Here is an 18,647-nt window from a genome sequence, read left to right on the forward strand (position 1 = left end):
CAGGCAAAGGCTTTGCGCAGGGTGAATGAAACTGCCATCTGGCTTTTAACGCTTGTTCTATACGCTCTGTACAGTTAATCTTCGCGCCGGAGAGTCGATTGGACAGTCGCTGCCCTCTATGAAAATTAGGGGGGGGAGGAAAGTCCGGGCTCCATAGGGCGAAGTGCCAGGTAATGCCTGGGAGGCGTGAGCCTACGGAAAGTGCCACAGAAAATAACCGCCTAAGCGCTTCGGCGCCGGTAAGGGTGAAAAGGTGCGGTAAGAGCGCACCGCACGACTGGCAACAGTTCGTGGCTAGGTAAACCCCACTTGGAGCAAGACCAAATAGGGTTCCAAGGCGTGGCCCGCGCTGGAACCGGGTAGGTTGCTAAAGATGTCCAGTGATGGCCATCGTAGACGAATGACTGTTCACGACAGAACCCGGCTTACAGATCGACTCTCCACCTTTTTTCTTCTGCTTGCGCTGCAGGCAGATTGCCACAAGAAACAAGCGCTCCATCTCCCCCGATGTATTCGCAAGAAAATCTGCCGAGTAATGCCAAAAAGTTCTTACTCTTAACAAACTACTTTAAGTTTGAAGTCCAGGGCTTTGAGTTTGTTGCACTTCGCGAGTCAAAAAACCCCTCCGGTTATTGCTGCACGTCTGTTTACCCTCCTAAATCTCAGTTATGTAAGGATTTTCCTTCGGGCCGCTCCTTGACGGTGTGGTGGGCGCATTCCTATAGTGTGCGCAAGTGGCGAAAAGTGGCATAAAGTGGGTTTTTTAGACGTAAAACGCTAATTTTGGGAGTGACGCCTCGTGTTTCGCGGAGCTAACGCAATCAGTCTCGATGCCAAGGGCCGTCTCGCAATGCCGAGCCGGTACCGTGACGAGTTGATTTCGAGAAGTTCCGGGCAACTGATCGTGACCATTGATGCGGTAGATCCCTGCTTGTGTGTGTACCCCCTCGACGAGTGGGAGCTGATTGAAACCAAGCTTCGGGCGTTGCCTTCGTTGCGTGAAGAGAACCGCCGTTTGCAACGTCTGTTGATTGGTAACGCCGTCGACCTCGAGCTCGATGGCAGTGGTCGTTTTCTGGTGCCGCCGCGTTTGCGTGAATATGCCAGGTTGGATAAGCGCGCGATGTTGGTAGGCCAGTTAAACAAGTTTCAACTGTGGGACGAGGATGCCTGGGAAGCTGTTTCTGCCGCTGACCTTGCAGCCATTCAACAACCGGGCGCGATGCCTGAAGAACTGCGTGATTTAATCCTGTGACTATAGATAGCGACTTCAACCACATCACCGTACTGCTCGACGAAGCCGTAGAGGCTCTCGCCGTACGTCCTGATGGATGCTATCTGGATGGCACCTTCGGTCGCGGCGGACATAGCCGCCTGATACTCCAGAAGCTTGGCCCTGAGGGCCGTTTGCTCGGGTTTGATAAAGATCCCCAGGCGATTGCCACCGGGCAAGCGCTAGCGGCCGAAGACGGCCGCTTTGTCATTGTGCAACGCAGCTTTGCCGAGATGGGCTCCGAGATCGCCGCCCGCGGCCTGGCCGGAAAGGTCAGCGGTGTTCTCCTCGATCTGGGGGTTTCTTCGCCACAGCTCGACGATCCTGAGCGCGGCTTCAGTTTCATGAACGACGGCCCGCTGGACATGCGCATGAACCCTGATGAAGGGATCAGCGCGGCTGAGTTTGTAAACACCGCATCCCAGGACGAAATTGCCCGTGTATTCAAAGAATATGGCGAAGAGCGTTTTTCCGGGCGTATGGCTCGCGCGGTGGTTGAGCGCCGGGCAATTACCCCGTTTGAGCGCACGGGCGATCTGGCTGAAGTGCTGAAAGTGGCCAACCCGGCCTGGGAAAAGGGCAAGCACCCTGCAACCCGCACTTTCCAGGGCCTGCGCATCCACGTCAATAACGAGCTGGGTGATCTCAAGGCCGGCCTCGAAGCGGCACTTGAATCCCTGGAAGTCGGCGGTCGCCTGGTGGTGATCAGCTTCCACTCCCTGGAAGACCGCATCGTCAAATTGTTCATGCGTGACCTGGTCAAAGGTGAACCCGACAACCTGCCCCGCGGCCTGCCGGTTCAGCACACCAGTTTCGATCCCATTATAAAAATCCATGGCAAGGCCCAGTTCGCATCTGAAGCGGAGCTCAAAGCCAATCCGCGCTCGCGCAGCGCTGTCATGCGCGTCGCGGAGAAGCTTCGTTGAACAAGCTCTTCGCCAAACCACTTCCCGGCGGAAGTTTTTTCATGCTGCTGCTGTTTATTGCCGTATTGGTTTCGGCAGTGGGCGTTTCCTATAGCGCCCACTGGAACCGCCAACTGCTCAACACCCTGTACGGGGAGCTGAGTGTGCGTGACAAGGCCCAGGCCGAGTGGGGGCGTCTGATCCTCGAACAAAGCACCTGGACTGCCCATAGCCGTATCGAAACCCTGGCCAGCGAACAACTGAAAATGCGCATCCCGGGCGCAGCAGAAGTTCGGATGGTGGCGCCATGATCAAACTCGAAGGCGCACTCTATCCGTGGCGTTTTCGTGTAGTGCTGGCATTGCTGGCACTGCTGGTAGGTGCGATTGCCTGTCAAATTGTCTACCTGCAGGTGATCGACCATGACTTCCTCAAGGGGCAGGGCGATGCCCGCAGTCTGCGTCACATCCAGATCCCGGCACACCGCGGCCTGATTACTGACCGTAATGGCGAGCCGCTGGCCGTCAGTACCCCGGTGACCACGTTGTGGGCCAACGCCAAGGAAATGCAGGTGGCCAAGGATCGCTGGCCGGCCCTGGCCCACGCGCTTGGGCAAGATCCCAAGGTGCTGACGGCGCGCCTTGAACAGCAAGCCAATAAAGAATTCATCTATCTGGTCCGCGGCTTGACACCCGAGCAGGGCCAGCTGGTGCTCGACCTTAAAGTGCCGGGTGTATATGGCATCGAAGAGTTCCGTCGTTTTTACCCGGCGGGTGAAGTGACTGCGCACATGGTCGGCTTTACCGATATCGACGATAAAGGCCGCGAAGGTGTTGAGCTGGCCTATGACGAGTGGCTGGCCGGCGTGCCGGGCAAGCGACAGGTGATCAAGGATCGGCGCGGTCGTCTGATCAAAGACATTCAGGTTACAAAAAACGCCAAGGCAGGGAAGACCTTGGCGTTATCGATTGACCTGCGCCTGCAGTATCTGGCCAACCGCGAACTGCGCAATGCGCTGGTCGAAAACGGTGCCAAGGCCGGCAGCCTGGTAATTATGGATGTGAAGACCGGCGAGATTCTGGCCATGGTCAACCAGCCGACCTACAACCCGAACAACCGTCGCAACCTGCAGCCGGCGATGATGCGTAACCGCGCCATGATCGACGTGTTCGAGCCGGGCTCAACGGTAAAGCCGATTTCGATGAGTGCTGCGCTGGAAACCGGACGCTGGAAACCCACCGATAAAGTCGAGGTGTATCCGGGCACGCTGCAACTGGGCAAATACACCATTCGCGACGTATCGCGCACTGAAGGCCCGATCCTTGATCTGACGGGCATTCTGATCAACTCCAGTAACGTCGGCATGAGTAAGGTTGCCTTCGATATCGGTGGTGAAGCGATTTTCCGCCAGATGGCCAAAATGGGTCTGGGTCAGGACACGGGCCTGGGCTTCCCGGGTGAGCGCGTCGGCAACCTGCCGAACTACCGCGAGTGGCGCAAGGCTGAAACCGCGACCCTGTCTTATGGCTACGGCGTTTCGGTGACGGCGATCCAGCTGGTACACGCATTTTCGGCGCTGGCCAACAACGGCAAGCTCGCCCCGCTGACCCTGCTCAAGGCCGACAAGCCGGCGCAGGCCGCGCAAGTCATGCCCGAGCAGGTCGCCAAGACCGTTCAGGGGATGCTCCAGGAAGTTATCGAGAACCCGCGCGGCGTCTGGCGGGCCAAGGTGCCGGCCTATCACGTGGGCGGCAAGTCCGGTACTGCGCGTAAAACATCCTCGGGTGGCGTCAAGGGTTATGCCGTCAACTCGTACCGCTCCCTGTTTGCCGGGTTTGGCCCGATGAGCGATCCGCGTTACGCAATCGTTGTGGTCATCGATGAGCCAAGCAAGGCGGGCTACTTCGGTGGTCTGGTTTCGGCTCCAGTATTCAGCAAAGTAATGTCCGGCACCCTGCGCCTGATGAACGTGACGCCGGATAACTTGCCGACGGCCGCGGAGCAACAAGCAGCCGCGACCGCTGCAGCAGCCAAAGGAGGGCGCGGCTAATGTCCCTGAGCCTGAACAAGATTTTCCCTCACGCAGGTCACGATCTGTTGATCCGTGAGCTGACCCTCGACAGCCGCAATGTGCGAGCCGGGGATCTGTTCCTCGCGGTACCGGGTGGCAAGCTCGATGGTCGTGAACATATCGCTGACGCCCTGCAACGTGGCGCAGCAGCCGTGGCCTATGAAGTAGAAGGCGCGGACGTATTGCCGATCACCGCCGTACCGCTGATCCCGGTCAAGGGGCTGGCGGCGCAACTGTCGTCTATCGCCGGGCGTTTTTATGGTGACCCGAGCCATCACGTGAACCTGGTGGGCGTTACCGGTACCAACGGCAAAACCAGCGTTACCCAGCTGGTTGCGCAAGCGCTGGACCTGCTGGGGCAGCATTGCGGCATTGTTGGCACCCTGGGCACGGGCTTTTATGGCGCACTGCAAAGCGGTCGCCATACCACCCCGGACCCGATTGCCGTACAGGCCATGCTGGCTGACCTGAAGAAAGCCGGTGCCAAGGCCGTGGCGATGGAAGTGTCGTCCCACGGGCTGGATCAAGGCCGGGTCAGTGCTCTGGCGTTTGATGTTGCCGTCCTGACCAACCTGTCCCGCGACCATCTGGATTATCACGGCACCATGCAGGCGTATGCCGAGGCCAAGGCCAAGCTGTTTGCCTGGCCTGACCTGGGTTGCCGCGTGCTTAACCTTGACGATGACTTCGGTCGCCAGCTGGCGGCAGAAAAACATGATTCGCGTCTGATCAGCTACAGCCTCGAAGACAGCAGCGCCTACCTTTACTGTCGCGAAGCGACCTTCGACGACGATGGCGTGCGCGCCACACTGGTCACGCCACAGGGCGAGCACCATTTGCGCAGCAGCCTGCTGGGTCGTTTCAACCTGAGCAACGTACTGGCTGCGGTCGGCGCCTTGCTCGGCCTGGACTACGCGCTGGATGAAATCCTCGCCGTGTTGCCAAAGCTTGAAGGCCCTGTGGGGCGCATGCAGCGTCTGGGCGGCGGCACCAGGCCGCTGGTAGTCGTTGATTACGCCCACACCCCGGATGCCCTGGAAAAAGTCTTGCTGGCCCTGCGTCCTCACGCCAAAGGCCAACTGCTGTGCCTGTTCGGTTGCGGCGGCGATCGCGATCGCGGCAAGCGCCCGTTGATGGCCGAAGTGGTTGAACGCTTGGCGGACGGGGTTTTGGTTACGGACGATAACCCCCGCTCGGAAGCACCTGGACAAATTTTCGACGACATCCGCGCAGGCTTCGTTACGCCCCAGAGCGTCACCTTCGTCGCCGGTCGCGGTGAGGCCATCGCCCGATTGATTGCAGGTGCCAACGCCGAAGACGTCATTGTGCTGGCGGGTAAAGGTCACGAGGACTATCAGGAAATCAATGGCGAGCGCCATGACTTCTCTGATCTGGTGCAAGCCGAGAAAGCCCTGAATGCCTGGGAGGCCGCCCATGCTTAAGCCTCTGTTGCTGAGCGAAGTTGCCGCTGCCCTGGGTGGTCGGCTGGTCGCTGCCGACAGCCTTTTCAACGGTGTCAGCATCGACAGCCGCGGGATCACCAAGGGCCAGCTGTTTATTGCCCTGACCGGCCCGCGTTTCGATGGCCATGATTATTTGAATGAAGTGGCGGCCAAAGGTGCGGTTGCAGCACTGGTCGAACGCGAAGTACCCGAGTCGGCATTGCCGCAGCTGGTGGTCAAGAATGCCCGGGTGGCATTGGGTCAGCTGGGTGCGCTCAATCGTGCCGGCTACCACAAGCCGGTTGCCGCGATTACCGGTTCCAGTGGCAAAACCACAGTTAAAGAAATGCTCGCCTGCATCCTGCGCACCCGTGGTCCGGTGCTGGCGACCAAAGGCAACTTGAACAATGACCTGGGCGTGCCGCTGACGTTGCTCGAACTGACCCAGGAACACACGGCGGCAGTGATTGAGCTGGGTGCTTCGCGCCTGGGTGAAATTGCTTATACCGTCGGCATGACCAAGCCCCATGTTGCCGTGCTCAACAATGCCGGAACCGCCCATGTTGGCGAATTCGGCGGGCCGGAAAAAATCGTCGAGGCCAAGGGCGAAATTCTCGAAGGGCTGGACGCTGATGGCGTCGCGGTTCTTAACCTGGATGACAAGGCTTTTGGCATCTGGCAGGCCCGGGCTGCTGGCCGCAAGGTACTCAGCTTTGCCCTGACAAACCCTGAAGCAGACTTTTACGCCAGCAATCTGGCCCGCGATGCACGGGGTTGCCCCGGGTTCGATTTGCACTGCCCTTTGGGTGTTGCCCGCGTTCAGCTCAACCTGCTGGGCACGCATAACGTCGCCAATGCCCTGGCCGCAGCAGCTGCTGCCCATGCCCTGGGCATCTCGCTGTTTGGCATAACCAGCGGCTTGCAAGCCGTGCTTGCGGTCAAAGGTCGCGCAGTGGCGCAACTGACCGCAGGCGGCCTGCGAATTATTGATGACACTTACAACGCAAACCCCACCTCAATGTGCGCTGCCGTTGATATACTCGCCGCCTTTTCCGGCCGCACCGTCCTGGTGCTCGGAGATATTGGCGAGTTAGGTGAGTGGGCGGAGCAAGGACATCGTGAAGTAGGCGCTTATGCCGCCGACAAAGTTTCAGCGCTCTATGCGGTGGGACCCATGATGGCTCATGCCGTCACTGCATTTGGACACCATGCTCGTCACTTCGCCAATCAGGCTGACCTGATCCAGGCGCTTCGTGCTGAGCACGAAACAAACACCACTATTTTGATCAAGGGCTCGCGCAGCGCAGCGATGGAAAACGTCGTTGCGGCTTTGTGCGGTTCCAGCGGGGAGAAACATTAATGCTGCTGCTTCTAGCGGAGTATCTACAACAGTTCTACAAGGGCTTCGCAGTCTTCCAGTACCTGTCCCTGCGCGGGATTCTTGGGGTGCTCACCGCGTTGACCTTGTCCCTGTGCCTGGGGCCGTGGATGATCCGCACCCTGCAAAACCGTCAGATCGGCCAGTCGGTGCGTAACGATGGTCCGCAATCGCATTTGTCCAAGTCCGGTACGCCAACCATGGGCGGCGCGCTGATCCTGTCGGCGATCACCATCAGCACTCTGCTTTGGGCTGACCTGAGCAACCGTTATGTGTGGGTCGTGATGATTGTGACTCTGCTGTTCGGTGCAATTGGCTGGGTCGATGACTACCGCAAGGTGATCGAAAAAAACTCTCGCGGCCTTCCTAGCCGCTGGAAGTATTTCTGGCAGTCGGTGTTCGGTCTGGGCGCGGCGATCTTTCTATATATGACGGCACCCAGCGCAGTCGAAACCACGCTGATTCTGCCCATACTCAAAGACGCCAGCATTCCGCTGGGTATCGGCTTTGTGGTGCTGACCTACTTCGTGATCGTAGGCTCGAGCAACGCAGTCAACCTTACTGATGGCCTGGACGGTCTGGCGATCATGCCGACCGTTATGGTTGGCGGTGCCCTGGGTATCTTCTGCTACCTGTCGGGTAACGTGAAATTTGCCGACTACCTGTTGATCCCCTATGTCCCGGGCGCAGGCGAACTAATTGTGTTCTGCGGCGCACTGATCGGTGCCGGTCTCGGATTCCTGTGGTTCAACACCTACCCCGCACAAGTCTTCATGGGCGACGTTGGCGCACTGGCGCTGGGCGCAGCCCTGGGCACCATTGCCGTGATCGTGCGTCAGGAAATCGTGCTGTTCATCATGGGCGGTGTGTTCGTGATGGAAACCCTGTCTGTGGTGATCCAGGTAGCGTCTTTCAAGTTGACCGGCAAGCGGGTGTTCCGCATGGCGCCGATCCATCACCACTTTGAACTCAAGGGCTGGCCTGAGCCACGCGTGATTGTCCGTTTCTGGATCATCACCGTGATTCTGGTACTGGTCGGCCTTGCCACGCTGAAGCTGAGGTAGAACCTGTGTCTCTGATCGCTTCTGACCACTTCCGCATCGTTGTCGGCCTCGGCAAGAGCGGCATGTCCCTGGTGCGCTTTCTGGCGCAGCAGGGCGTGTCCTTTGCTGTGGCGGATACGCGGGAAAATCCGCCGGAGCTGGCCACGCTGCGCCGTGACTACCCCCAGGTGGAGGTGCGTTGTGGCGAACTGGATGTCGAGTTCCTGTGCCGCGCCGATGAGCTCTACGTGAGCCCCGGCCTGGCATTGGCGACTCCGGCACTGCAGGCAGCGGCTGCCCGTGGCGTGAAGTTGTCCGGTGATATCGATCTGTTCGCGCGTAACGCAAAGGCACCGATCGTGGCAATCAGCGGTTCCAACGCCAAGAGCACCGTGACCACCCTGGTGGGTGAAATGGCCCTGGCTGCCGGCAAGCGTGTTGCCGTCGGCGGCAACCTGGGTACGCCGGCGCTGGATCTGCTCAGTGATGACATCGAGCTGTACGTCATGGAGCTGTCGAGCTTCCAGCTGGAAACCACCAACCAGCTGGGCGCAGAAGTGGCCACCGTGCTCAATGTCAGCGAAGACCACATGGACCGTTACAGCGGTCTGCCGGCCTACCACCTGGCCAAGCACCGGATTTTCCGCGGTGCCAGGCAGGTGGTGGTCAACCGTCAGGACGCCTTGACCCGGCCGCTGATGAGCGAAGGGCTGCCGTGCTGGACCTTCGGTTTGAGCGCACCCGACTTCAAGGCTTTCGGCCTGCGTGAAGAAAACGGCGAAAAATATCTCGCCTTCGAATTTGAAAACCTGATGCCGGTCCGTGAGCTGAAAGTGCGCGGCGCCCACAATCAGGCCAATGCCCTGGCGGCACTGGCGCTGGGGCATGCCGTGGGCCTGCCGTTCGACGCCATGCTGAGCGGCCTGCGCAGCTTCACCGGTCTTGAACATCGCTGCCAGTGGGTACGCGAGTTTGAGGGTGTGAGCTACTACAACGACTCCAAGGCCACCAACGTGGGTGCCGCACTGGCCGCCATCGAAGGCCTGGGAGCGGACATGGACGGCAAGCTGGTACTGATCGCCGGCGGTGACGGCAAGGGTGCAGACTTCAGTGGCCTGCACGACTCCGTGGCCAGGTACTGCCGCGCAGTGGTCCTGATGGGCCGCGATGCCGGCCTGATCGCCGACGCCTTGGGCGATAGCGTGCCCCAGGTGCGCGTCAACTCCCTGGACGAAGCCATTGCCCAAAGCCGTTCGCTGGCCCGCCCGGGTGACGCGGTATTGCTGTCGCCGGCCTGCGCCAGTTTCGACATGTTCAAAAATTACGAAGAGCGTGGCCATCTGTTTGCGCGTGCAGTGGAGGCCCAGGCATGATTTTCGGCATTCTCAAACCTTACCCTTCGCCGTTGATCACGGGCCGTGGCATTGACCTCGACTTCCCGTTACTGGCCGGTTGCATGGCCTTGCTCGGCCTGGGCCTGGTGATGATCACCTCGGCATCGTCTGAAGTGGCCGCCCTGCAGTCGGGCAACACCCTTTATCACATGATCCGCCACCTGTTTTATATCGTGCTTGGCCTTGTTGCATGCGTGCTGACCATGATGGTGCCGATTGCTACCTGGCAGCGCCTGGGCTGGTTATTGCTGATCGGTGCGTTCGGCTTGCTGGTGATGGTGCTGCTGCCGGGCATTGGCCGTGAAGTGAACGGTTCGATGCGCTGGATCGGCTTCAGTTTCTTTAACGTACAGCCCTCGGAAATCGCCAAGGTTTTCGTGGTGATCTACCTCGCCGGTTATCTGGTCCGTCAGCAGAAGGAAGTCCGCGAAAGCTGGATGGGCTTCTTCAAGCCTTTCATCGTGTTGCTGCCGATGGCCGGTCTGTTGCTGATGGAGCCTGACTTCGGTGCCACCGTCGTAATGATGGGGGCAGCGGCAGCGATGTTGTTCCTGGGCGGTGTCGGCCTGTTCCGCTTCGCCCTGATGGTGGCGCTGGCAGTCGGTGCGGTCTTCGTGCTGGTGCAGGCGCAACCTTATCGTATGGCCCGCTTGATCACCTTTACCGACCCGTGGTCCGACCAGTTTGGCTCCGGTTATCAGCTGACCCAGGCCCTGATCGCATTCGGTCGTGGCGAGTGGTTCGGGGTCGGTCTGGGCAACAGCGTACAGAAGCAGTTCTACCTGCCGGAAGCGCACACCGACTTCGTATTCTCGGTACTGGCTGAAGAGCTGGGTGTGGTCGGCTCCTTGCTGACCGTGGCCCTGTTCGTATTCGTCTGCGTGCGCGGCATGTACATCGGCATGTGGGCCGAGCGGGCCAAACAGTATTTCGCCGCCTACATGGCGTACGGCTTGTCGTTCCTGTGGATCGGCCAGTTCCTGATCAATATCGGGGTGAACGTCGGCCTGTTGCCAACCAAGGGTCTGACCTTGCCATTCCTCAGTTATGGCGGCAGTTCCCTGGTGATTTGCTGCGTATGTATGGGTCTGCTGCTGCGAATCGAGTGGGAGAGTCGAACCCACCTGGGCAGCGAAGAGACTGATTTCAAAGAAAGTGATTTCGCAGAGGAGCCGAACAATGGGCGCTAATGTGCTGATCATGGCGGGCGGTACCGGCGGACACGTGTTCCCTGCGCTGGCCTGCGCCCGTGAGTTTGAAGCACGCGGCTACAGCGTGCACTGGCTTGGAACCCCGCGCGGGATCGAGAACGAACTGGTTGAACCTGCCGGTTTTACCCTGCACCGGATCAACGTCACCGGCCTGCGTGGCAAGAGCAAGCTGTCGTTGTTCAAGGCGCCGTTTGTATTGCTCAAGGCCATGTTTCAGGCGCGCAAAATCATTCGCCAGCTCAAGCCGGTCTGCGTGCTCGGGTTTGGTGGCTATTTGACCGGGCCTGGTGGTCTGGCAGCCAAAACCTGCGGTGTGCCGGTGATCATTCACGAGCAAAACGCCGTGGCCGGTACTGCCAACCGCTTGCTGGTGCCGATGTCGAGCCGTGTGTGCGAAGCCTTCCCCGGAACCTTCGCGGTATCGGACAAGCTGCGCAGTACCGGTAACCCGGTCCGCCCTGAATTGTTCAGCCTGGCGCCACGGGCCGCACTCGAAGGCCGCAAGGCGCGCCTGCTGGTGCTGGGCGGCAGTCTGGGGGCCGAGCCGTTGAACAAGTTGTTGCCTGAAGCACTGGCCAAAGTACCGGTTGAGGTGCGTCCTGAAGTGTTTCACCAGGCCGGCAAACAGCACGACCAAATTACCGCCGAGCGCTATGGCGCGGTCGGCGTCGAGGCTCAAGTGCAGCCTTTTATCAAAGACATGGCCCAAGCCTATGGCTGGGCCGACCTGGTGGTTTGTCGCGCAGGCGCGCTGACCGTCAGTGAACTGGCTGCGGCCGGTCTGCCATCGCTGCTGGTGCCATTGCCCCACGCGATTGATGACCATCAGAGCCGTAATGCCGACTTTCTGGCTCGCGAAGGTGCTGCCTTCCTGATGCCGCAAGCGACAACTGGCGCAGCCGAACTGGCCGCACGCCTGACAGAGGTTTTGATGCAACCGGAACGACTGAACAGCATGGCGACCAATGCTCGCCGCCTGGCCAAACCTGATGCAACCCGCAACGTTGTAGATATCTGCCTGGAGGTGGCCAATGGTTGAGAATCAGAAAGCCATGCCGCAACCGGAAATGCGCCGTATCCGTCGCATCCACTTCGTCGGCATCGGCGGCGTGGGCATGTGCGGTATTGCCGAGGTGCTGCTGAACCTGGGTTATGAAGTGTCGGGTTCCGACCTGAACGCATCGCCAGTTACCGAGCGTCTTGAGTCGTTCGGTGCGCACATCTTTATCGGTCACCGCGCCGAGAACGCTGCCACTGCCGATGTATTGGTCGTGTCGAGTGCGGTCAACACCTCTAACCCTGAAGTCGCGACTGCCCTGGAACGCCGTATTCCGGTGGTGCCGCGGGCTGAAATGCTGGCCGAGCTGATGCGTTATCGCCACGGCATCGCCGTAGCCGGTACCCACGGCAAGACCACCACCACCAGCCTGCTGGCCTCGGTGTTCGCAGCCGGTGGCCTCGATCCGACGTTCGTGATCGGTGGCCGACTGAATGCAGCGGGCACCAATGCACAACTGGGCACCAGCCGTTACCTGATTGCCGAAGCTGACGAAAGCGATGCCAGCTTCCTGCACCTGCAGCCGATGGTTGCGGTGGTGACCAACATCGACGCCGACCACATGGCGACCTATGAGGGTGACTTCAACAAGCTGAAGAAAACCTTCGTCGAGTTTCTGCACAACCTGCCGTTCTACGGCCTGGCCGTGCTGTGCCTGGATGATCCGGTGGTGCGTGAAATCCTGCCCCTGGTCAAGCGTCCCACCGTCACCTACGGCTTCAGCGAAGCCGCCGATGTGCGTGCGATCAATGTTCGCCAGCAAGGCATGCAGACCTTCTTCACGGTGCTGCGCCCCGATCGCGAGCCGCTGGATGTGTCGGTGAACATGCCGGGTAACCACAACGTGCTGAACGCTCTGGCGACCATCTGCATCGCATCTGATGAAGGCATCAGTGATGAGGCCATTGTTCAGGGCCTGTCCGGCTTCGAGGGTGTAGGCCGACGCTTCCAGGTCTACGGCGAGCTGCCGGTTGAAGGCGGTCACGTGATGCTGGTTGACGATTACGGTCACCACCCGACCGAAGTCGCGGCCGTGATTAAAGCAGTGCGCGGTGGCTGGCCGGACCGTCGTCTGGTCATGGTTTACCAGCCCCATCGCTTCAGCCGTACCCGCGATCTGTACGACGATTTCGTGCAGGTGCTGGCCGACGCCAACGTACTGCTGTTGATGGAAGTCTACCCGGCCGGCGAAGAGCCGATTCCGGGCGCCGACAGCCGTCAGCTGTGCCACAGCATCCGCCAGCGTGGCCAGCTGGACCCGATCTACATCGAGCGTGGCGTTGAGCTGGCGCCGATCGTCAAGCCGCTGCTGCGTGCCGGCGACATCCTGTTGTGCCAAGGGGCGGGCGATATCGGCCGTCTGGCACCGCAACTTATTAACAGTCCACTATTCGCCGGTGCCGTTGTCGCAGCCAGCGGGGGGAAGTTGAAATGACCGCTGCCTACGCCAATCTGTTCTCCACCATTGCCCCTGCCGACTTCGGTCGCGTTGCCGTGTTGTTCGGCGGCAAAAGCGCTGAGCGCGCAGTGTCCCTGAAGTCGGGCAATGCCGTGCTTGAAGCACTGCAAAGTGCCGGCGTGAATGCCTTCGGGATCGATGTCGGCGACGATTTCATCGCCCGTATCACGCACGAAAAAATCGACCGCGCCTTCATCATTCTCCACGGTCGTGGCGGTGAAGACGGCAGCATCCAGGGCCTGCTCGAATACATGGGCATCCCTTACACCGGCAGCGGCATCCTTGCCTCGGCGCTGGCAATGGACAAATTGCGCACCAAGCAGGTGTGGCACAGCCTGGGTATTCCAACCCCGCGTCATGCTGTGCTGACCAGCGAAGCCGATTGTATTTCTGCGGCGAAGGAACTGAGCTTCCCTTTGATCGTCAAACCGGCACATGAAGGTTCAAGTATCGGTATGGCCAAAGTGAACAGCGCTGACGAGTTGATCGTTGCGTGGGCAGAGGCCAGTAAGTACGACTCGCAAGTGTTGGTTGAACAATGGATCACCGGTCCCGAGTTCACCGTCGCCACCCTGCGTGACCAAGTGCTGCCACCTATTGCACTGGGCACCCCGCATTCGTTCTACGACTACGACGCCAAGTACCTGTCCTCGGATACTCAGTATCGGATCCCGTGCGGGCTCGATAGCACCAAGGAGCAAGAACTCATGGACCTCACGGCTAAAGCCTGTGAGGCGATAGGTATCGCCGGTTGGGGCCGTCTGGACGTGATGCAGGACACCGATGGCCAGTTCTGGCTGCTCGAAGTCAACACCGCTCCGGGCATGACCGATCACAGCCTGGTGCCGATGGCGGCCCGTGCTGCCGGTCTGGATTTTCAACAGCTGGTGCTGTCGATTCTGGCAGCCAGCGTCGAGGCTCGAGGTTAAAAACATGCAAGGCGCATCGCTTCGTCATCAGCAACCCGTTCCCGGCCGCAAGCCGGTGCCTCGGGGCGCAAGCCGGATGGTGGCTAAAGAGCCGATGTCAGTGCGTCTGCCGAAAGCCAATTTTGGCTTCCTGAAAGTGTTGTTCTGGCCCGTGTTGCTGGTGGTGCTGGGGTACGGCACGTACGAAGGTGCGCAGCGCCTGATGCCGTACGCCGACCGGCCGATCACCAACATCAACGTGCAGGGTGATTTGACCTACATCAGCCAGCAGGCCGTGCAGCAGCGCATTGCCCCTTACATGGCGGCGAGCTTCTTCACCGTCGACCTGGAAGGCATGCGTACCGAGCTGGAACAGATGCCCTGGATTGCCCACGCCGAAGTCCGGCGCGTATGGCCTGACCAGGTGGTGATCCGTCTCGAAGAACAGTTGCCGGTAGCCCGCTGGGGTGATGAAGCGCTGTTGAACAACCAGGGCCAGGCATTCACCCCGCGTGAGCTGGCCAATTACGAACACTTGCCGCAGCTGTTCGGCCCACAACGGGCTCAGCAGCAAGTGATGCAGCAGTATCAGGTGTTGAGCCAGATGCTGCGTCCGATGGGCTTCTCCATTGCCCGGCTGGAATTGCGTGAACGCGGTAGCTGGTTCCTGACCACCGGAGCCGGCAGTGCAGGGCCCGGGATCGAGTTGCTGTTGGGGCGCGATCACCTGGTAGAAAAAATGCGTCGCTTCATAGCCATCTATGAAAAAACGCTGAAAGAACAGATTACAAACATAGCGCGCATCGATTTGCGTTATGCCAACGGATTGGCCGTCGGCTGGCGGGAACCTGTGGCACCGACGATAGCCCAACCCGCTGTCGCGAAGAATTAAGAAGAGGCAGGACCCATGGCAAACGTGCAAAGCGGAAAAATGATCGTCGGTCTCGATATCGGCACCTCCAAGGTGGTGGCGCTGGTGGGCGAGGTCGGGGAAGACGGCACCATCGAAATCGTCGGTATTGGCACGCATCCGTCCCGTGGCCTGAAGAAAGGCGTGGTGGTGAATATCGAGTCCACCGTGCAATCGATCCAGCGCGCCATCGAAGAAGCGCAGTTGATGGCCGGTTGCCGGATTCACTCGGCGTTTGTCGGTGTTGCCGGCAACCACATCCGCAGCCTGAACTCCCACGGTATCGTGGCAATTCGGGACCGTGAGGTCAGCTCCGCCGACCTTGAGCGCGTGCTTGACGCTGCTCAGGCCGTTGCGATTCCGGCAGACCAGCGCGTGCTGCACACTTTGCCCCAGGACTACGTGATCGATAACCAGGAAGGCGTTCGTGAGCCACTGGGGATGTCGGGCGTACGTCTGGAAGCCAAGGTGCACGTAGTAACGTGCGCAGTGAATGCAGCACAGAACATCGAGAAATGTGTGCGCCGCTGTGGCCTTGAGGTGGACGACATCATCCTCGAGCAACTGGCGTCGGCTTACTCGGTGTTGACCGATGACGAGAAAGAACTGGGTGTGTGCCTGGTCGACATCGGCGGCGGTACCACCGATATCGCGATCTTCACCGAAGGCGCCATTCGCCACACGGCGGTGATCCCGATTGCCGGTGACCAGGTGACCAACGACATCGCGATGGCGTTGCGTACACCGACCCAGTACGCCGAAGAAATCAAGATCCGTTACGCCTGCGCCCTGGCCAAACTGGCCGGCGCCGGTGAAACCATCAAAGTCCCGAGCGTAGGCGACCGTCCACCGCGCGAACTGTCCCGTCAGGCCCTGGCCGAAGTGGTCGAGCCGCGTTACGACGAGCTGTTCACCCTGATTCAGGCCGAGTTGCGTCGCAGCGGCTACGAAGACCTGATCCCGGCCGGCATCGTGCTGACCGGCGGTACCTCGAAAATGGAAGGTGCGGTCGAACTGGCCGAAGAAATCTTCCATATGCCGGTTCGCCTGGGCGTGCCGCACAGCTTCAAGGGCTTGTCCGATGTTGTGCGCAATCCGATTTACTCCACCGCTGTGGGCTTGTTGCTGTACGGGCTGCAAAAGCAGTCAGACGGCATCTCCATGTCGGGTATCAGCAACCGCGACAACTACAGCAGTGATGAACAAAAAGCCCCTGTGCTTGAGCGCCTGAAGCGCTGGGTCCAGGGCAACTTTTAAAGCTTGAGCAGTAAAAGATTCAAAGCAGTAGAAGTAGGCGAAAAAACTAGAGAAATGAAAGGAGAGGGAAAATGTTCGAACTCGTAGACAACATCCCGCAAAGCCCGGTAATCAAGGTTATCGGTGTTGGTGGTGGCGGTGGCAATGCTGTTAATCATATGGTTAAGAGCAACATCGAAGGCGTGGAATTCATCTGCGCCAACACTGACGCGCAAGCGCTGAAAAGCATCGGCGCCCGAACCATCCTGCAATTGGGCACCGGTGTGACCAAAGGCCTGGGTGCGGGTGCAAATCCTGAGGTCGGTCGTCAGGCCGCTCTGGAAGACCGAGAGCGCATCGCTGAAGTGCTGCAGGGCACCAATATGGTGTTCATCACCACGGGCATGGGCGGAGGTACCGGTACCGGTGCAGCGCCGATCATTGCCGAAGTGGCCAAGGAAATGGGGATCCTCACCGTTGCGGTGGTGACCCGTCCGTTCCCGTTTGAAGGCCGCAAGCGCATGCAGATCGCTGACGAAGGTATTCGTCTGCTGTCCGAAAGCGTTGACTCGTTGATTACGATTCCGAACGAAAAACTGCTCACCATCCTGGGCAAGGACGCCAGCTTGCTGTCGGCTTTCGCCAAGGCCGATGACGTACTGGCCGGTGCCGTTCGCGGTATCTCCGACATCATCAAGCGTCCGGGCATGATCAACGTCGACTTTGCCGACGTACGTACCGTGATGAGCGAAATGGGCATGGCGATGATGGGCACTGGCTGCGCCAGCGGTCCGAACCGTGCACGTGAAGCAACCGAAGCGGCGATCCGCAACCCGTTGCTCGAAGACGTGAACCTGGAAGGTGCACGCGGCATCCTGGTGAACATCACCGCCGGTCCTGACCTGTCCCTGGGTGAGTACTCCGACGTGGGTAGCATCATCGAAGCCTTCGCTTCCGAACACGCCATGGTCAAGGTCGGTACCGTTATCGATCCGGACATGCGCGACGAACTGCATGTGACCGTGGTTGCGACCGGTCTGGGCGCGAAAATCGAGAAGCCGGTCAAGGTTATCGACAACAGCGTTCAAGCCTCTTACGCAGCCTCTTCGGCACACGCAGCTTCTACTCGTCAGGAAGCACGTACCGAGCGTCAGGAACAGCCAGTGGTTAACTACCGTGATCTGGACCGCCCGACCGTGATGCGTAATCAGGCCCAGCAAGGCGCGACTACCGCTGCCAAGCTCAACCCGCAAGACGATTTGGATTATCTGGATATCCCGGCTTTCCTGCGTCGACAGGCTGATTAATGAAATCAATCAGGGGGATTAAGGTGATTGGTATTCAGCAAAGGTTCGGTCTGCTATTATCGCCAGCCTTTGTTGATACCAGTTCGCAATTTGCGCTGAAGCGGCCAATGCCATGATTAAACAACGCACCCTGAAAAATATTATCCGTGCCACAGGTGTCGGCCTGCACTCCGGTGAGAAGGTCTACCTGACCCTCAAGCCTGCGCCTGTGGATACCGGCATCGTGTTTTGTCGTGCAGACCTTGACCCTGTTGTGCAGATTCCTGCCCGCGCGGAAAACGTCGGCGAGACAACGATGTCGACCACGTTGGTCAACGGCGATACCAAAGTAGACACGGTAGAGCACTTGCTCTCGGCCATGGCTGGCCTGGGGATCGATAACGCCTACGTCGAACTCTCCGCGTCTGAAGTCCCGATTATGGACGGTAGCGCCGGACCTTTCGTGTTTCTGATTCAATCTGCCGGCCTGGAAGAACAGGACGCGCCGAAGAAGTTCATCCGTATCCTGCGTGAAGTGACAGTGGAAGATGGCGACAAGCGCGCCACTTTCGTCCCTTTCGAAGGCTTCAAAGTGAGCTTTGAGATCGATTTCGATCACCCGGTTTTCCGTAACCGTACCCAAAGCGCAACCGTGGATTTTTCCAGCACTTCGTTTGTAAAAGAAGTCAGCCGCGCGCGTACTTTCGGTTTCATGAGTGACATCGAGTACCTGCGCAAGCACAACCTCGCACTCGGCGGTAGCGTTGAAAACGCGATCGTGGTCGACGCCAATGGTGTACTGAACGAAGACGGCCTTCGCTACGAAGACGAATTCGTGAAGCACAAGATTCTCGACGCTATTGGTGACCTCTACCTGCTGGGCAATAGCCTGATTGGTGAGTTCAAGGGCTTCAAGTCTGGCCATGCACTGAACAACCAGCTGCTTCGCAAGCTGATTGAACAGAAAGATGCGTGGGAAGTCGTGACCTTTGAAGACGCCAGCACAGCACCGATCTCGTACATGCGTCCGGTTGCAGCAGTTTAAGTAAAACTTCTTTCTCTAGTTTTTGAAGG

16 protein-coding genes and 1 other RNA gene are annotated in these 18,647 nt (G+C 59.2%); all 17 read left to right on the forward strand.

All coding sequences use genetic code 11. The features are described 5' to 3' along the window. Positions 1 to 90 precede the first annotated feature (90 nt). The 17 genes from rnpB to lpxC all read left to right on the forward strand — a co-directional run bounded on the left by rnpB (position 91) and on the right by lpxC (position 18,618). An RNA gene (rnpB, locus tag FEZ21_RS07505) (RNase P RNA component class A) lies at positions 91 to 444 on the forward strand. Positions 445 to 799: 355 nt separating this feature from the next. Next, a complete protein-coding gene (mraZ, locus tag FEZ21_RS07510) occupies positions 800 to 1,255 on the forward strand; it encodes a division/cell wall cluster transcriptional repressor MraZ (RefSeq protein WP_003443645.1) in 456 nt (151 codons plus the stop codon). Further along, positions 1,252 to 2,199 carry a 16S rRNA (cytosine(1402)-N(4))-methyltransferase RsmH gene (gene rsmH / locus FEZ21_RS07515; protein WP_003443642.1) on the forward strand — a complete coding sequence of 316 codons (948 nt, stop codon included), beginning with the start codon at positions 1,252 to 1,254 and terminating at the stop codon, positions 2,197 to 2,199. Before mraZ ends, rsmH begins: the two co-directional genes overlap by 4 nt. Then, on the forward strand, positions 2,196 to 2,489 hold the full coding sequence (gene ftsL / locus FEZ21_RS07520) for a cell division protein FtsL (RefSeq protein WP_003443637.1): 294 nt from the start codon (positions 2,196 to 2,198) through the stop codon (positions 2,487 to 2,489). Before rsmH ends, ftsL begins: the two co-directional genes overlap by 4 nt. Further along, positions 2,486 to 4,228 carry a penicillin-binding protein 2 gene (locus FEZ21_RS07525; protein ID WP_003443632.1) on the forward strand — a complete coding sequence of 581 codons (1,743 nt, stop codon included), beginning with the start codon at positions 2,486 to 2,488 and terminating at the stop codon, positions 4,226 to 4,228. The genes ftsL and FEZ21_RS07525 overlap by 4 nt, the downstream gene beginning before the upstream one ends. Beyond that, positions 4,228 to 5,691 (forward strand): UDP-N-acetylmuramoyl-L-alanyl-D-glutamate--2,6-diaminopimelate ligase, encoded by a 1,464-nt coding sequence (locus FEZ21_RS07530; RefSeq protein WP_003443629.1) that lies wholly within the window; start codon positions 4,228 to 4,230, stop codon positions 5,689 to 5,691. The genes FEZ21_RS07525 and FEZ21_RS07530 overlap by 1 nt, the downstream gene beginning before the upstream one ends. After that, positions 5,684 to 7,051 carry a UDP-N-acetylmuramoyl-tripeptide--D-alanyl-D-alanine ligase gene (murF, locus tag FEZ21_RS07535; RefSeq protein WP_160626779.1) on the forward strand — a complete coding sequence of 456 codons (1,368 nt, stop codon included), beginning with the start codon at positions 5,684 to 5,686 and terminating at the stop codon, positions 7,049 to 7,051. The genes FEZ21_RS07530 and murF overlap by 8 nt, the downstream gene beginning before the upstream one ends. Next, positions 7,051 to 8,133 (forward strand): phospho-N-acetylmuramoyl-pentapeptide-transferase, encoded by a 1,083-nt coding sequence (mraY, locus tag FEZ21_RS07540; RefSeq protein ID WP_003443623.1) that lies wholly within the window; start codon positions 7,051 to 7,053, stop codon positions 8,131 to 8,133. Before murF ends, mraY begins: the two co-directional genes overlap by 1 nt. A 5-nt stretch (positions 8,134 to 8,138) precedes the next feature. Continuing rightward, positions 8,139 to 9,485, forward strand: coding sequence for a UDP-N-acetylmuramoyl-L-alanine--D-glutamate ligase (murD, locus tag FEZ21_RS07545; protein ID WP_160626781.1), 1,347 nt, complete (start codon positions 8,139 to 8,141; stop codon positions 9,483 to 9,485). Beyond that, complete coding sequence (gene ftsW / locus FEZ21_RS07550; protein ID WP_160626783.1) at positions 9,482 to 10,696, forward strand: putative lipid II flippase FtsW; 1,215 nt, start codon at positions 9,482 to 9,484, stop codon at positions 10,694 to 10,696. The genes murD and ftsW overlap by 4 nt, the downstream gene beginning before the upstream one ends. After that, a complete protein-coding gene (gene murG / locus FEZ21_RS07555) occupies positions 10,686 to 11,756 on the forward strand; it encodes an undecaprenyldiphospho-muramoylpentapeptide beta-N-acetylglucosaminyltransferase (RefSeq protein WP_003443612.1) in 1,071 nt (356 codons plus the stop codon). The genes ftsW and murG overlap by 11 nt, the downstream gene beginning before the upstream one ends. Beyond that, on the forward strand, positions 11,749 to 13,209 hold the full coding sequence (murC, locus tag FEZ21_RS07560) for a UDP-N-acetylmuramate--L-alanine ligase (RefSeq protein ID WP_003443610.1): 1,461 nt from the start codon (positions 11,749 to 11,751) through the stop codon (positions 13,207 to 13,209). The genes murG and murC overlap by 8 nt, the downstream gene beginning before the upstream one ends. After that, a complete protein-coding gene (locus tag FEZ21_RS07565; RefSeq protein ID WP_010655578.1) occupies positions 13,206 to 14,162 on the forward strand; it encodes a D-alanine--D-alanine ligase in 957 nt (318 codons plus the stop codon). The genes murC and FEZ21_RS07565 overlap by 4 nt, the downstream gene beginning before the upstream one ends. Before the next feature lie 4 nt (positions 14,163 to 14,166). Continuing rightward, positions 14,167 to 15,033, forward strand: coding sequence for a cell division protein FtsQ/DivIB (locus FEZ21_RS07570; protein ID WP_037001571.1), 867 nt, complete (start codon positions 14,167 to 14,169; stop codon positions 15,031 to 15,033). A gap of 15 nt (positions 15,034 to 15,048) precedes the next feature. Then, positions 15,049 to 16,308 (forward strand): cell division protein FtsA, encoded by a 1,260-nt coding sequence (gene ftsA / locus FEZ21_RS07575; protein ID WP_003443600.1) that lies wholly within the window; start codon positions 15,049 to 15,051, stop codon positions 16,306 to 16,308. Between the two features lie 71 nt (positions 16,309 to 16,379). Further along, the gene (gene ftsZ / locus FEZ21_RS07580; RefSeq protein WP_003443576.1) at positions 16,380 to 17,594 is read left to right on the forward strand and encodes a cell division protein FtsZ; all 1,215 of its coding nucleotides are present in this window, start codon (positions 16,380 to 16,382) and stop codon (positions 17,592 to 17,594) included. Between the two features lie 112 nt (positions 17,595 to 17,706). Further along, on the forward strand, positions 17,707 to 18,618 hold the full coding sequence (gene lpxC, locus FEZ21_RS07585; protein ID WP_003443572.1) for a UDP-3-O-acyl-N-acetylglucosamine deacetylase: 912 nt from the start codon (positions 17,707 to 17,709) through the stop codon (positions 18,616 to 18,618). Positions 18,619 to 18,647 lie beyond the last annotated feature (29 nt).

This window comes from Pseudomonas sp. 9.1(2019) (genome assembly GCF_009910445.1).
In the GTDB taxonomy this organism is placed as follows: Bacteria; Pseudomonadota; Gammaproteobacteria; order Pseudomonadales; family Pseudomonadaceae; genus Aquipseudomonas; species Aquipseudomonas paraversuta.

Bases quoted from the DNA above. Each gene is read 5' to 3' on its own strand.
- FEZ21_RS07525 (WP_003443632.1), top strand. From the start codon at position 2,486: ATGATCAAACTCGAAGGCGCACTCTATCCGTGGCGTTTTCGTGTAGTG.
- FEZ21_RS07530 (WP_003443629.1), top strand. From the start codon at position 4,228: ATGTCCCTGAGCCTGAACAAGATTTTCCCTCACGCAGGTCACGATCTG.
- murF (WP_160626779.1), top strand. From the start codon at position 5,684: ATGCTTAAGCCTCTGTTGCTGAGCGAAGTTGCCGCTGCCCTGGGTGGT.
- mraY (WP_003443623.1), top strand. From the start codon at position 7,051: ATGCTGCTGCTTCTAGCGGAGTATCTACAACAGTTCTACAAGGGCTTC.
- ftsW (WP_160626783.1), top strand. From the start codon at position 9,482: ATGATTTTCGGCATTCTCAAACCTTACCCTTCGCCGTTGATCACGGGC.
- murG (WP_003443612.1), top strand. From the start codon at position 10,686: ATGGGCGCTAATGTGCTGATCATGGCGGGCGGTACCGGCGGACACGTG.
- murC (WP_003443610.1), top strand. From the start codon at position 11,749: ATGGTTGAGAATCAGAAAGCCATGCCGCAACCGGAAATGCGCCGTATC.
- FEZ21_RS07565 (WP_010655578.1), top strand. From the start codon at position 13,206: ATGACCGCTGCCTACGCCAATCTGTTCTCCACCATTGCCCCTGCCGAC.
- FEZ21_RS07570 (WP_037001571.1), top strand. From the start codon at position 14,167: ATGCAAGGCGCATCGCTTCGTCATCAGCAACCCGTTCCCGGCCGCAAG.
- ftsA (WP_003443600.1), top strand. From the start codon at position 15,049: ATGGCAAACGTGCAAAGCGGAAAAATGATCGTCGGTCTCGATATCGGC.
- ftsZ (WP_003443576.1), top strand. From the start codon at position 16,380: ATGTTCGAACTCGTAGACAACATCCCGCAAAGCCCGGTAATCAAGGTT.
- lpxC (WP_003443572.1), top strand. From the start codon at position 17,707: ATGATTAAACAACGCACCCTGAAAAATATTATCCGTGCCACAGGTGTC.